Source organism: Actinosynnema sp. NPDC050801 (assembly GCF_040673975.1).
In the GTDB taxonomy this organism is placed as follows: Bacteria; Actinomycetota; Actinomycetes; order Mycobacteriales; family Pseudonocardiaceae; genus Actinosynnema.
Genome location: NZ_JBFAQZ010000026.1, coordinates 21833 through 35208 on the forward strand (window position 1 = coordinate 21833; position 13376 = coordinate 35208).

Annotated in this window: 14 protein-coding genes; 3 read left to right on the forward strand and 11 right to left on the reverse strand. The window is 72.5% G+C overall.

Going from position 1 to position 13376, the window contains the following annotated elements; all coding sequences use genetic code 11:
• Positions 1 to 68: 68 nt before the first annotated feature.
• The gene (locus AB0K14_RS35270; protein WP_360461954.1) at positions 69 to 623 is read left to right on the forward strand and encodes a helix-turn-helix domain-containing protein; all 555 of its coding nucleotides are present in this window, start codon (positions 69 to 71) and stop codon (positions 621 to 623) included.
• Between the two features lie 160 nt (positions 624 to 783).
• Here the strand turns inward: AB0K14_RS35270 and AB0K14_RS35275 are convergent, their stop codons facing one another.
• The 3 genes from AB0K14_RS35275 to AB0K14_RS35285 all read right to left on the reverse strand — a co-directional run bounded on the left by AB0K14_RS35275 (position 784) and on the right by AB0K14_RS35285 (position 3858).
• Entirely contained in the window at positions 784 to 2316 is a 1533-nt protein-coding gene (locus AB0K14_RS35275; RefSeq protein WP_360461957.1) for a tripartite tricarboxylate transporter permease, read from the reverse strand.
• 1 nt (position 2317) lies between these two features.
• On the reverse strand, positions 2318 to 2815 hold the full coding sequence (locus AB0K14_RS35280; RefSeq protein ID WP_360462035.1) for a tripartite tricarboxylate transporter TctB family protein: 498 nt from the start codon (positions 2813 to 2815) through the stop codon (positions 2318 to 2320).
• 62 nt (positions 2816 to 2877) lie between these two features.
• Positions 2878 to 3858, reverse strand: a complete 981-nt coding sequence (locus tag AB0K14_RS35285; RefSeq protein WP_360461960.1) for a tripartite tricarboxylate transporter substrate-binding protein — start codon at positions 3856 to 3858, stop codon at positions 2878 to 2880.
• Between the two features lie 114 nt (positions 3859 to 3972).
• Here AB0K14_RS35285 and AB0K14_RS35290 point away from each other — a divergent pair, with 114 nt between their 5' ends.
• Together AB0K14_RS35290 and AB0K14_RS35295 are read left to right on the forward strand one after the other, a co-directional pair.
• Positions 3973 to 5535 carry a sensor histidine kinase gene (locus tag AB0K14_RS35290; RefSeq protein WP_360461963.1) on the forward strand — a complete coding sequence of 521 codons (1563 nt, stop codon included), beginning with the start codon at positions 3973 to 3975 and terminating at the stop codon, positions 5533 to 5535.
• The gene (locus AB0K14_RS35295) at positions 5532 to 6194 is read left to right on the forward strand and encodes a response regulator (protein ID WP_360461967.1); all 663 of its coding nucleotides are present in this window, start codon (positions 5532 to 5534) and stop codon (positions 6192 to 6194) included. The genes AB0K14_RS35290 and AB0K14_RS35295 overlap by 4 nt, the downstream gene beginning before the upstream one ends.
• On the opposite strand, the gene AB0K14_RS35300 is transcribed toward AB0K14_RS35295, so the two are convergent.
• The 8 genes from AB0K14_RS35300 to AB0K14_RS35335 all read right to left on the reverse strand — a co-directional run bounded on the left by AB0K14_RS35300 (position 6176) and on the right by AB0K14_RS35335 (position 13271).
• Positions 6176 to 6877 (reverse strand): class I SAM-dependent methyltransferase, encoded by a 702-nt coding sequence (locus AB0K14_RS35300; protein ID WP_360461970.1) that lies wholly within the window; start codon positions 6875 to 6877, stop codon positions 6176 to 6178. The two genes, AB0K14_RS35295 and AB0K14_RS35300, sit on opposite strands and share 19 nt — an antisense overlap.
• 10 nt (positions 6878 to 6887) lie before the next feature.
• Positions 6888 to 7316, reverse strand: coding sequence for an alternative ribosome rescue aminoacyl-tRNA hydrolase ArfB (gene arfB, locus AB0K14_RS35305; RefSeq protein ID WP_360461973.1), 429 nt, complete (start codon positions 7314 to 7316; stop codon positions 6888 to 6890).
• A 9-nt stretch (positions 7317 to 7325) separates the two neighbouring features.
• Positions 7326 to 8147 carry a hypothetical protein gene (locus AB0K14_RS35310; RefSeq protein WP_360461976.1) on the reverse strand — a complete coding sequence of 274 codons (822 nt, stop codon included), beginning with the start codon at positions 8145 to 8147 and terminating at the stop codon, positions 7326 to 7328.
• Positions 8144 to 8635 carry a SigE family RNA polymerase sigma factor gene (locus tag AB0K14_RS35315; protein WP_360461979.1) on the reverse strand — a complete coding sequence of 164 codons (492 nt, stop codon included), beginning with the start codon at positions 8633 to 8635 and terminating at the stop codon, positions 8144 to 8146. The genes AB0K14_RS35310 and AB0K14_RS35315 overlap by 4 nt, the downstream gene beginning before the upstream one ends.
• Positions 8636 to 8741: 106 nt before the next feature.
• The gene (gene purM / locus AB0K14_RS35320) at positions 8742 to 9803 is read right to left on the reverse strand and encodes a phosphoribosylformylglycinamidine cyclo-ligase (protein ID WP_360461982.1); all 1062 of its coding nucleotides are present in this window, start codon (positions 9801 to 9803) and stop codon (positions 8742 to 8744) included.
• 62 nt (positions 9804 to 9865) lie between these two features.
• On the reverse strand, positions 9866 to 11398 hold the full coding sequence (gene purF / locus AB0K14_RS35325) for an amidophosphoribosyltransferase (RefSeq protein WP_360461984.1): 1533 nt from the start codon (positions 11396 to 11398) through the stop codon (positions 9866 to 9868).
• Positions 11399 to 11563: 165 nt separating this feature from the next.
• Positions 11564 to 12295 (reverse strand): maleylpyruvate isomerase N-terminal domain-containing protein, encoded by a 732-nt coding sequence (locus AB0K14_RS35330; protein ID WP_360461987.1) that lies wholly within the window; start codon positions 12293 to 12295, stop codon positions 11564 to 11566.
• Positions 12296 to 12479: 184 nt separating this feature from the next.
• On the reverse strand, positions 12480 to 13271 hold the full coding sequence (locus AB0K14_RS35335) for a hypothetical protein (RefSeq protein WP_360461990.1): 792 nt from the start codon (positions 13269 to 13271) through the stop codon (positions 12480 to 12482).
• Positions 13272 to 13376: the final 105 nt, after the last annotated feature.

Genomic DNA, 13376 nt, shown 5'->3' on the forward strand with positions numbered 1-13376 from the left:
GGAACTGGTTCCGCTTGAGCATAAGCGGAACCAGTTCCGGTTGTCGAGGTGCGGGCTAAGCTGCCGGGGTGACGCGGGAACGGGCCGACGCCGCCAAGAACCGGGCGAAGATCCTGGCCGCCGCCACCGAGATCGTGGCCGCACGGGGCATCGAGGGCCTCGCCATGGCCGACGTCGCCGCCGCGTCCGGCGTGGGCGTCGGCACCCTCTACCGCCGCTTCGGCGACCGATCGGGCCTGGCCCACGCGTTGATCGACGCCTCGGAGCACGAGTTCCAGGCCGCGTTCCTCACCGGCCCGCCCCCGGTGGGCCCCGGCGCGCCTGCCGCCGACCGGATCCGGGCGTTCCTGCACGCCCTGGTCGACCGCACGCTCGCGCAGCTGGACCTGCTGCTGATGGCCGAGACCACCGGCCCGTTCGCCCGCTTCGGCGGCGCCTACGACGTCCACCACCGGCACCTGACCGTGCTGATCACCCAAGCCCGCCCGGACGTGGACGCCGCGTTCACCGCGGACGCCCTGCTCGCCCCGCTGGCCGCCAACCTGGTCGCCCACCGGGCCGCCGGGCCCGACACGGTCAAGGCCGGTCTCGACACCCTGCTGGACGGCCTGCTCACCAATTAGGCGTGAGTCAACCGATCCACCCTGCCGCGGTCCCGGAGTCGCTGCTGCGGTCACACGACCACGATGACGGCCACCACCGCGCGGAGGACATCGCCAGGACCACCGGGGCGTGGGACGGCCGGCCGGGCTCCTGGCACGGAGTCCGGCCGGCGGGGTCGGGTCAGGCGTCCACCTTCGGCCGTTCGGGCCGCGGTGGCGCCTCGGTCGGCGGGGTGGGCTTGCGGAACAGGCGGCGGGCCAGGGGCCAGGCCAGCAGGACCACCACGATGCCGTAGACGACCAGTGCGAACGGGGTGTTGACCAGGCCCGTCAGCGAGCCGTCGGACAGTTGCAGGGCGCGGCGCATCTGCTGTTCGGCGGCCGGGCCGAGGATGACGCCGAGGATCGCGGGCAGCACCGGCAGGCCGTAGCGGCGCATCACGAAGCCGAGCACGCCGATCACGAACATCACCAGCAGGTCGAACACGTCGGCGTTCACCGCGTACGCGCCCACGCTGGCGAAGAACAGGATGCCCGCGTACAGGTACGGCCGCGGGATGCCCAGCAGCTTCGCCCACACCGGCGCGAGCGGCAGGTTGAGCACCAGCAGCAGGCACAGGCCGATGAACAGCGACGCGATCAGGCCCCAGACCAGCGCGGACTCCCGTTCGAACAGCAGCGGTCCCGGCTGGATGCCGTACTGCTGGAACGCCGCCAGCATCACCGCGGCCACCGCCGTGGTCGGCAGGCCGAGGGTCAGCATCGACACCAACGTGCCCGCCGCGGACGCGCTCGCCGTGGCCTCGGGACCGGCCACGCCCTCGATCGCGCCCTTGCCGAACTCCTCGCGGTGCTTGGAGAGCCGCTTCTCCGCCACGTACGACAGGAACGTCGGGATCTCCGCGCCGCCGGCCGGGATCGCACCGAACGGGAACCCGATCACCGGGCCGCGCAGCCACGGCTTCCACGACCGCCGGAAGTCCTCGCGGCCGAGGAACGCCCGGCCGACCGGGATGGGCCGGGCGGGCTTGCGCCGCAGGTGGGCGGCCACCCACAGGGACTCGCCGACCGCGAACAGGGCCACCGCCACGACGACCACGTCGATGCCGTCGGCCAGGTGCAGCGACCCGAACGTGAGCCGCTGCTGGCCGGTCATCTCGTCCAGCCCGACCAGGCCGATGGTGAGGCCGATGAGCAGGGACGCGAAGCCGCGCACGCGGGACGCGCCGAGCACGGACGTGACCGCGATGAACGCCAGCACCATGATCGCGAAGAAGTCCGGCGCGCCGATGTCCACGGCGAACTTCGCCACCGTCGGCGCGAGCAGGACGAGCAGCACGGTGCCGATGGTGCCACCGACGAAGTGTCCGATCGCGGCCGCCGCAAGCGCTTGCGAGCCGCGGCCCTTGCGCGCCATCGGGTTGCCGTCGATCGCCGCGACCACCGCTGCGCTCTCCCCCGGCGTGTTGAGCAGGATCGACGTGGTCGAGCCGCCGAACATGCCGCCGTAGTAGATGCCGGCGAACATGATGAACGCCCCGGTCGGCTCCAGGCCGTAGGTGACGGGCAGCAGCAGCGCCACCGCCATGGCCGGCCCGATGCCCGGCAGCACGCCGATCGCCGTGCCCAGCAGCACGCCCAACGCGGCCAGCGCCAGGTGCGTCGGCGTCAGCGCGGTCGCGAATCCTTCGAGCAGGTTGTTGAACGAGTCCACGTCAGAACATCCCCACCAGCGGTCCGCCGGGCAGAGGCACGCCCAGGAGGTTGTTGAACAGCAGGAACGTCGCCACCGACAGCCCGGCGGCGAGCAGGGGGTCGCGGACGGGGTTGCGGCTGCCCAGCGCGTAGGCCGCGCCCCAGAACAGGATCGCGCCGGAGATCGGGAAGCCGACCACCCCGATCAGCGCCGCGTTGGCCAGGAACGCGCCGCACAGCAGCAGCACGGTCCGCCAGTCGGCCGGGGCGGTGAGGTCGACGTCCTCGCCGCCCTCCGCCTCACCGCGCCCACCGCGCAGCACGTCACGCGCGAGCAGCGCGGCGACCACGATCAACCCGACGCCGACCACCACCGGCACCGCCTTCGGCCCCACCGGGCCGCGCTGCGCGAAGTCGGTGTGGATCCGGATCGCGTCGACCAGGACCAGCACACCCAACCCGACCAGCACCGCGGACACTCCGAGCTCCGAGCGCTCCCGCAGCCACGCCCTGCTCAAGGGCTTGTTCGGGGTACCGCTCCGGGCTTCGTTCACGGCCTCGTGCACGCCCAACCCTCCACTCATGCCAACCCCAGGTCCTTGAGCACGGTCGCCACCCGGTCGTTCTCCTCGCGCAGGAACGCGCCGAACTCGTCACCCGGCGCGAACGCGTCCGTCCAGCCGTTGCGGGCCAGCGCCTCCCGCCACTGCGGTGTGCCGTGCAGGTCGGTGAACAGGTCCACCAGCCGGGCCCGGTCGGCGTCGCCGATGCCCGGCGGCGCGACCACGCCGCGCCAGTTGTTGAACTCGACGTCCACACCGGACTCGCGCAGCGTCGGCGCGTCCACGCCGGACAGCCGCGACCCGCTGGTCACCGCGAGCACCCGGATCTGCCCGGCCTCGATCTGGTCGCGGTACTCGCCGACGCCCGACACGCCGAACGCCACCTTCCCGCCCAGCACCGACGCCAGCAGCTCGCCACCGCCGTCGAACGGGATGTAGTTCACCTGCCGCGGGTCGAGGCCGACCGCCTTGGCGATCAGCATCGGCGCCAGGTGGTCGGGGCCGCCGGGCGAGGATCCGCCGCCGACCGTGACCGCGCCGGGGTCGGCCTTCCAGGCGCCCACCAGCTCGTCCAGCGTCCGGTACGGCGAGTCCTTGCCGACCACGACGATGTCCGGCTCCTCGATGAGCTTCGCGATCGGCGTGGTGTCCAGCAACGACGACGGCGCCTTGTTCGTGTAGACGCTGCCGACCACGCCCAGGCCCATCGACATCACGAGCTTGCCGTTGCCGCGCTCGCTGACCGTGCGGCCCAGGCCGACCGTGCCGCCCGCGCCGGGCAGGTTGAACACCTCGGTGTTGCGGATGAGCCCCGCGTCCTCCATCGCCTTCGCGGCGGTGCGCGCCGTGACGTCGTAGCCGCCGCCCGGTGCGTTCGGCACCAGCACGCGCAGGCTGCGCAACGACGCCGTGGTGTCCGCGCCGGACGTCAGCAGCGGCGGCACGAGGACGACGACCGCCAACGCGCCGACGACCGCGAGCCAGTTCCTGATCCGCACTGTGATCCCCGCCTCTCTTCCGCGTGGTTGGACATGTTGCACTCGTGTAAACAGGGAAGTCCCGCTTGCGCGCCTAAGGGTTCTTTTGTTCTTTGTGGTCACGGGAGGTGCTGGTTGACCGAGAAGGTGCCGCGTGGTCGGGGGTCGCTCGCCCGCCAGCTGCTCGTGTGGCAATTGGTGGTGGTCGTGGCGCTGCTCTGCGCGGTGGGCGCGCTGTCCGTCGTCCAGGCGGGTGACAACTTCCGCACGACCGAGGGGCGGCGGATGCTGTCCGTGGCCGAGGACGTGGCCGCCACGGCGGGCGTGCGGGCGTCGTTGGCCGACCCGCTGCGGCACTACGCGCTGGCGCCGTTCGCGGAGAGCGCCCGCAGCCTGTCCGGCGCCAGCTACGTGATCATCACCGATCCCGCCGGCGAGGTCCTGACCTCGCCGGACCCCGGTCAGGTCGGTGAACCGCTCGACGTCGGCGGCAGCACCGCGTTGCGCGGCCGGTCGTGGGTGGGAGAGCTGGGCGGCGCGACCGCGGCGCACGTGCCCGTGATCGGCGACGACGGCGCGGTGATCGGGCTGGTCGCGGCCGGGCGGCAGGCGCCGGGGTTCTGGGACGGTGTGCTGGACTCGCCGGACAACGCGCTGCGGCTGCTCGGCGTGGCGCTGGTCATCGGCGTCGCCGGGTCGCTGCTGCTCGCGCGGCGGGTGAAGAACCAGACGCTGGGCCTGGAGCCGCACGAGATCACCGCGCTGGTCGAGTACCGGGAGGCACTGCTGCACGGCATCAAGGAGGGCGTGGTCGCCCTCGACCCGCAGCACCGGATCACCCTGGTCAACGACCACGCGCGCGACCTGCTGGCGTTGCCGCCGGACGCGGTGGGGCGCGCGGTGGCCGAGCTGGACCTGGACGAACGGCTGCGCGACGTGCTGACCGGCCGGGCGACCGGCGTGGACCAGCTCGCGCTGACCGGCGGCCGGGTGCTGACGCTGAACTACATGCCGCTGGACGTGCACGGCGCCGTGGTGACCCTGCGCGACCGCACCGAGCTGACCACGTTGCGGGACGAGCTGGACGCGAACCGGCACGCCACCGACACCCTGCGGGCGCAGGCGCACGAGTTCAGCAACCGCCTGCACACCATCGCGGGCCTGGTCGAGCTGGGCGAGTACGACGAGGTGCGCGGGTTCATCAGCCGCATCAACACCGCGCAGGGCGCGTGGCGCGCGGAGGTCGCCTCGAAGGTCGCCGACCCGGCGGTGGCGGCGCTGCTGGTCGCCAAGTCGAGCCTGGCCGCGGAACGCGGCACCGGGCTGCGGATGGCGCCGGACAGCTCGCTCGGCGCGGTGGACGAGGAGTTGTCCACCGACCTGGTCACGGTGGTCGGGAACCTGGTGGACAACGCGTTGGACGCGCTGGCGGAACGGGGCTGGATCGAGGTGTCGGTGCGGTCGACGTCCGACGAGGTGGTCGTGGTGGTGCGGGATTCCGGGCCCGGTGTCGCGGCGGGGTTGGCCGAGGAGGTGTTCCGGCACGGGTTCACCACCAAGGCCGCCGAACAGGGTCGGCGGGGGCTCGGGTTGGCGTTGATCCGGCAGACCTGCCTGCGACGCGGCGGATCCGTGCGGGTGCACAACGAGGACGGCGCGGTGTTCACCGCCCGGCTGCCCGTGGAGGTGCCGGTGTGATCAGGGTTCTGGTGGTGGACGACGACTTCATGGTCGCGAAGGTCCACAGTGGATACGTGGCGCGGACGCCCGGCTTCGAGGTGGTCGGCGTGGCGCACAACGGCGCGGACGCGGTGCGGCTGGTGCGGGAGCTGCGGCCGGACCTGGTGCTGCTGGACGTGTACCTGCCCGACGTCGACGGGCTGACCGTGCTGCGGGAGCTGCGCGGGTTGGCCGACGACGTGGACGTCATCGTGATCACCGCGGCGACGGACGTGGAGACGGTGCGCAGCGCCATGCGCGGCGGGGTGCTGCACTACCTGATCAAGCCGTTCGAGTACGCGGCGCTGCGCGACCAGCTGGCCCACTTCGCCGCGTTGGACCGGCGGCTGGACCAGCTCGCGTCGGCCGGTCAGGCGGACGTGGACCAGGTGTTCGGCGCACGGCCGCGCAGCTCTCCCGTGCTGCCGAAGGGCTTGACCGCGCAGACCGCCGCGCTGGTGGAGCGCGTGCTGCGGGAGCGCCCGGTGACGGCCAGCGAGTGCGCGGACGCCACCGAGCTGGCCCGCGTGTCGGCCCGCCGGTACCTGGAGCACTTCGTGGGCACGGGGAAGGCCGAGGTGCGGCTGAAGTACGGCGGCACCGGCCGGCCCGAACGCCTCTACGTCTGGCTGGGCTGACCGGGCCGGTCCGGCTGGTCGGGCTGGTCGGGCTGGTCGGGCGCACCGCTCTTGCGCACGATCAGGTAGCCCTGCCGGGTCTTCTCCCACTTCGGGTCGGCCGGCTCCCGCTCCAGCCGGGTGTGCGGCTCGAACCCGGCCTCGGCGAGCTGGCCGAGCACCCGGTCCGGGTTCAGCCGGAACACGTCCAGCAGGATGTCGTGCCCGTAGCCCTGCTCGTACCGCCGGACCTCGTCGCCCACCTGGAACGCCATCAGCAGCAGGCCGCCGGGCGCGAGCACGCGGTGGAACTCGGCGAACACCGCCGGGTGCTCCTCCCACGGCACGTGGATCACCGAGTACCAGGCCAGCGCGCCACCGAGCGAGGCGTCGGGCAGGTCGAGGTCGAGCATCGAGCCCACCTCGAACCGCACGTCCGGGTGCTCGCGGCGGGCCACCGCGACCATCTCCGGCGACAGGTCGACGCCGAACACGTCCACGCCGAGCTGCCTGAGGTGGCCGGAGATCCGGCCCGGACCGCAGCCGATGTCGGCGACCCGACCGCGCACCAGCTCGGCGAACAGGCCGAGCACCGCCCGGTCCGCCGGGATCTCGGCGAGGAGGTCGCGCGCGAGGTCGGCGTAGCTGTGGGCGACGGTGTCGTAGGCGGTGCGCGCCATGGTGAGGAATTCCGGCTCGGTCACGCCCGGGACCTTAGTCCCAGCCCCCGCCGCGCCTGCCCTGCTTGGTCTGGGCGCGGCGCTTCTTCTCCGCGATCCGGCGTTCCTTCGAGCCCCTGGTCGGCTTGGTCGCGCGGCGCACGGGCGGCGGCGCGGCGGCGGCGTCACCCAGGATCCGGGCCATCCGTTCGCGGGCCGCCTGGCGGTTCTGCAACTGCGCCCGGTGCTCGCTGGCCACGACCGTGAGCACGCCGTCCACCAGGCGCTTCTCGAGGCGGCCGAGCATCCGGGCGCGCAACCACCCCGGCACCGACGGCGAGGCAGCCAGGTCGAAGCTCAGCTCGACCCGGCTGTCCGCCGTGTTCACGCCCTGTCCGCCGGGGCCCGAGGACCGGGAGAACCGCTCGCTCAACTCGGCCGCCGGTATCACCAGCGTCCGCGTCACGGTCAAGTCCTCGGGCACCCGTCCAGGCTAGAACGTGAAGCCGGGGTGTGTCGCGATCTTTGCCAGCTGCTCCCAGGTGAGCGGCGGCGGCGTCCCGTTGCTGGTGCCCTTGTCGCTGCTGTTCGACGTCTGCGCCGACATCACCGCGCCGTCGGGCGTGGCCGTCCGGACCGTGACCAGGGTGATGCCGTTGTGCTCCTGCGAGGACACCGCCACGGTCCGGCCGCCGTACGTCTCCTGCCGGCACGTCGTGTCGTGGGCCTCGCACGCCGCGTCGCCCGGGTACAGGTGCAGCAGCACCGCGCCCCGGCCCGCCGCGGTGGTGACGTCGGTGAACGACAGGTACGCGTTCGCGTTGCTGATCCGGAACGTCCACGGGTCCATCGGGTCCTGGGGGATCACCTGGCCCCTGGCGTCCGCCGGGATCGTGCCGGACGCGGCGAGCAGCGCGCCCAGCTCGGTCGCCCGCCCTGGCGTCACCGGCTTGGGCGGCTTCGGCTGCTCGTACGACGACGGGGCGTTCGACGAGCCGGGCTTGGTGGTGAACGTGGTCTCGGGCGTGGACGCGGAGGTGCTGGTCACCGGCGCTTCGGTGGTCAGCGGCGGCGCCGGGGTGGTGGACTGCCCGGCGGCCGCCTGGAGTTGCCCACCTCCGCTGCCACCTCCGGCTCCGGACCAGAGCAACGCCGGGACGGCCACGGCGGTGACGGTGGCGAGCACGGCGGCCGCGGTGTAGCCGCGGCGGAAGGTCGCCTTGCGCCGACCGTCCTTCAGGATCGTCGCCTTGTCGATGCCCAGCGGCGGCTCGTCCTCGAACGCGGTCGACAGGGTCTGCTTGATGTCGGTCATCGCTGCTCCTCGAATACGTGGCGGCCGAGAAGTTCGCGCAGCGCGGCAAGGCCCTTCGCCGCCTGGCTCTTCACGGTGCCTTCGGTCCGACCGAGCAGTCGGGCGGTTTCGGTGACGCTCAGGTCCTCCCAGTAGCGGAGCACCACGACGGTGCGCTGCCCCTGGGGCAGCATGGCCAGCGCCCGGCGCACGTCCAGGTCGGCGGGCACGGTCGGGGACACCGGGGTGTCCGGGACGGCGTCGACCACCGTCTCCCGACTCCGGAACCCGCGCCGGCCCTCGTCGATGGCCGCGCGCACCAACACCTTGCGCGCGTAGGCGTCGACGCTGTCGCGCCGCACCCTCGGCCAGGCGACGTACAGCTTGGTCAGGGCCGTCTGCACCAGGTCCTCGGCGCGGTGCCAGTCGCCGCACAGCAGGTACGCGGTCCTCCGCATCACCAACGCGCGGGCGTCGACGAACTCGCCGAACTCGCGATCACGTTCCACTCACCCTCCTCGGTCGCCGCTTAGTACGGGACGACGACCGCCGGAGGTTGCCGCAAACGCCCAGCCTCGTGCCGGGCCGAGCTGATCCGGCCCGGCCTGACTTGGACTAGAAGCGCGGGTGGTCGCCGACCAGGGCGGCGCCCGGCTCGTCGGAGCGGACCACGTCGCCCAGCACCCAGGCGGGCACGTGGCGGGCCGTGAGCACGGCCAGGGAGCGGTCGACGTCCTCGGGCGCGACCACGGCGACCATGCCGACGCCCATGTTGAACGTCTTCTCCATCTCCTCGCGCTCCACCCGGCCGCGCTGGGCGATCAGGGCGAACACCGGCGCGGGCGTCCAGGTGCCGCGGTTGAGGTTGGCGCGCAGGCCCTTGGGCAGCACGCGGGCCAGGTTCGCGGCCAGGCCACCGCCGGTGACGTGCGCGAACGTGCGCACCTCGGCCTCGGCGGCCAGCGCCAGGCAGTCCTTGGCGTAGATGCGGGTCGGCTCCAGCATCTCCTCGCCGAGGGTGCGGCCGAACTCCTCGACGTGACCCTCCAGCGGCATCCGGGCGATGTCCAGCAGCACGTGCCGCGCCAAGGAGTACCCGTTCGAGTGCAGGCCGGACGAGCCCATGGCGATCACCACGTCGCCCTCGCGCACCCGGTCCGGGCCGAGCATGGCCGAGGCCTCGACCACGCCGACGCCCGTGCCGGAGATGTCGTAGTCGTTCGCGCCCATCAGGCCGGGGTGCTCGGCGGTCTCGCCGCCCAGCAGCGCGCACCCCGCCAGCACGCAGCCCTCCGAGATGCCCTTGACCAGGGCGGCGACCTTGTCCGGGACGACCTGGCCGATCGCGATGTAGTCCTGCATGAACAGCGGCTCGGCGCCGCACACCACGAGGTCGTCCACGACCATCGCGACCAGGTCGATGCCGACCGTGTCGTGCTTGTCCATCGCCTGCGCGACCGCGATCTTGGTGCCGACGCCGTCGGTCGAGGACGCGAGCACCGGCTCCTTCCAGCGGTCGAGCCTGAGCTGGAACAGCCCCGCGAAGCCGCCGATGCCGCCGAGCACCTCGGGACGCTGCGCCTTCGCCGCCCACGGCTTGAGCTTCTCCACCGCCTCGTCGCCGGCTTCGATGCTTACTCCAGCTGCGGCGTAGGTCGCCTTGGCGCTGTCCGTCACGTCTCTGTGCTCCACTTTCAGGGCAACTGTTCACACCGGGCGCGCGCCCGGCTCGCCGTCACTCAGGGGCGTTGCAGGGCGTCCTCGGCACCGTACCCGTTCGTCAGGACGGGGGTGGCCGAGCCCGCGACACCCCGGATGCCTTCGAGCAGGTGCTTGCCGATCAGCGCGTCGTCGGGCAGCGGGATCGGGTAGTCGCCGTCGAAGCACGCCGTGCACAGCCGGGTCTTGGGCTGCTCGCTGGCCGCGATCAGCTCCTCCAGCGACACGTAGCCCAGCGAGTCGGCGCCCACCGAGCGGCGGATGCCGTCGGTGTCCAGGCCGTTGGCGATGAGTTCGGCCCGGGAGGCGAAGTCGATGCCGTAGAAGCACGGCCACTTGACCGGCGGCGACGCGATCCGCACGTGCACCTCGACCGCGCCCGCCTCGCGCAGCATCCGCACCAGGGCGCGCTGCGTGTTGCCGCGCACGATCGAGTCGTCCACCACGACCAGGCGCTTGCCGCGGATGACGTCGCGCAGCGGGTTCAGCTTCAGCCGGATGCCCAGCTGGCGGATGGTCTGCGACGGCTGGATGAACGTGCGGCCGACGTAGGCGTTCTTGACCAGGCCGGAGCCGTAGGGGATGCCGCTGGCCTGGGCGTACCCGATGGCGGCGGGCGTGCCGGACTCGGGCACCGGGATGACCAGGTCGGCCTCCACCGGGTGCTCCACGGCCAGCCGACGGCCGATCTCGACGCGCGTGGCGTGCACCGAGCGGCCGGCGATCGTGGTGTCCGGTCGGGCCAGGTAGACGTACTCGAAGATGCAGCCCTTGGGCTCGGGGTTGGCGAACCGGCTCGACCGCAGGCCGTTCTCGTCGATCGCGATCAACTCGCCCGGCTCGACCTCGCGCACGAACGACGCGCCCACGATGTCCAGCGCCGCCGTCTCGCTGGCCACGACCCAGCCGCGCTCCAGCCGGCCGAGCACCAGCGGGCGCACGCCCTGCGGGTCGCGCGCCGCGTAGAGGGTCGACTCGTCGGAGAACGTGAGGCAGAACGCGCCGCGCAGCGTCGGCAGCAGCTGCAGGGCCGCCTGCTCGATGCCGATGTCGGCGGCCTGCGCGGCGAGCAGGCCGCAGATCAGGTCGGAGTCGGTGGTCGCGCCGTGGCTGGTGTCCACGCCCACCTCGCGGGCCTTGACCAGCAGTTCGGCGGTGTTCACCAGGTTGCCGTTGTGGCCGAGCGACAGGCCGGAGCCGGTGGCCGTGGTGCGGAACGTCGGCTGCGCGTTCTCCCACGTGGTGGAGCCGGTGGTGGAGTAGCGGCAGTGGCCGACCGCGACGTGGCCGCGCAGCGACTGGAGCACCTGCTCGTCGAACACCTGGCTGACCAGGCCGAGGTCCTTGAAGACCACCACCTGGCTGCCGTCGCCGACCGAGATGCCGGCGGCTTCCTGGCCGCGGTGCTGCAGGGCGTAGAGGCCGAAGTAGGTGAGCTTGGAGACGTCTTCGCCGGGTGCCCAGACGCCGAACACACCGCATTCCTCGCGGGGTTCTCTTTCTTCCTGGCTTTCGGGGTCAGTGCGGCCGGTTGCTGAATGGTCGGTGACCACCGGGTGCTCCCTAGCGACGAGGGTCGAGCTGCACCATCGAGTGTAAGGCTGATGGGGGTGCCACCACCGTCGCGCGAGGGGTGAGACTGCGTGAGTTCACTCATGTCCAGGTCGCCGGCAACTGCCGGCGACCGCTCCTGACCAGGCCGAAGCCGCCGGTGGCGACTAGTCGAGCCGCAGCGCGAACCAGACCTGCTCGTCACCGGTGCGCTTGAGCGGCAGGCGGCCCCACAGGCCGTAGTGGACGAGTTGCGCCTCGCCGCTGAGCTGGAGGTCCGCCTCCTCGCCCGGCCACGCCGCCCGGACCTCCGGCACGACGCCCGGCGCGAACGTCACCACCCACGCCTCGGGCACGTCGGTGAGCTGGACCAGGGCGGTGCCCTTGGTGGCCAGCGGCACGTCGGTGGCGTACTTGGCGGCGAGGAGCGTGGTCAGCGCCTCGTCGATGCCGTCGACGGCGAAGTCCGCGTCCCCGACCACCAGCTCGCGCAGGGCGGCTTGGGCGTCCCAGCGGCGCAGGTCCATCTCGTGCGCGATGCGGCGGTGCCAGACCCACGCCAGGTCCGGGGCGGAGGGCGAGAACGTCCAGGCCGTCCGGTTGCCGGGGGTGGCCGGGAGCAGCTCGGCGGCCTTGGCGAGCTGGGCGTCGAGGTACTCCAGCGGCACCACCTCGGCGGGCGGGCGTGGCAGCCGGAGCTGGACGGTGCTGCCGGTGCGCAGGTACTCCAGGGACGTCTCCAGGAACCTGCCGACGTGCAGCGTCAGGTCGGTGAACGTCCAGCCGGGGCAGCTGGGCACCTTGGCGGTGGGGTCGGCCTTCCCGACCGCCGCCCGGAACATCTCCGCCTGGGCGGTGAAGACCTCGGTCCACCGCTGGGTGGTCCAACCTCCTGGCACGTCCAGCCTCCCGCTCTAGTCGAACCGCTCCGGTCGATCACTGCGCGGCCATCGTGCCGCACGGGCCGGCGTCCCGGCGGCGGCAGGCCGACCTTCCCACCTACCGACGCAGGGACGGGCCCGCCGGTGCCCTCGGATCACGACCGGCTCCCGGCAGGCGGTGTCCGGCGGCGGCCGGCTCCGGTCACCACACGGGGCTGCGGACCTCGTCGGCGTACCGGATCAGGATGGGTTCGGTGAGCGCGGACTGGGTGAGTACGGACTGGGTGAAGGCGGGTTCGGCGACGGGAAGGGCGACAGCGGCGCGGTACTCGGCGAGCGCGTCGGCGAGGGACCGCAGGGTGACCGGCGTCCTGAGCCGATGCCTCCCGACCGAGGGCTCGGTGGCGGCGAGGTCGTCGAGGTAGTCCGTGAAGCGGTCGTCGACCTGCTCCGGCCGGACCTCGGGCCAGGGCTCAGACCAGGTCACATGCGAAGTCTCGGGCCAGGTCTCGGGCGAGGCCTCGGGCCAGGTCACAGGCGAGGTCTCGGGCGAGGTCTCGGACCACTCCTCGGGCCAGACCTCAGGACACTCCCCGAACCACACCTCGGGCTCCTCCGAAGCCAGGTCGCACGGCGCCGCCAGGGCCTGCGGGTCCGTCCAGTGGTCGTCGACGGGTTCGGCGGGCACCGCGGATTGGGCCGTTCGGGGTGGTGGGTGCAGCGCGTTCCACCGCGACGTGAGGAACGCCTGGACGTTCGGTTGCACGGGCGGGTCCGGGCGCGGCGCGCGGCCGACGGGCGCCGTGGGGGACAGGTGGTGCGCGACGATGAACTTCCAGCGCCGCCAACGGATCTGCCGGGGCGAGAGCACGCGGTGGCGGGCGCGGGACGGTGTTCGGGTCAGCCGCGCGGCCAGGAACACGCGGAGCTTGTCCAGCAGTCCGAGGGAAGCGATGAAGGCCAGGTTCCGGGGTGTCGGGAGCAGAATCGTCATGCGTCAATGGTCGAACTGCTGTTCGACGCTGGCAAGATCACCTTCGAGTGATCACCACCGGGCGGATTTGTTCACCTGCTTGGCCCACGGGGCGAGGGAACCGAA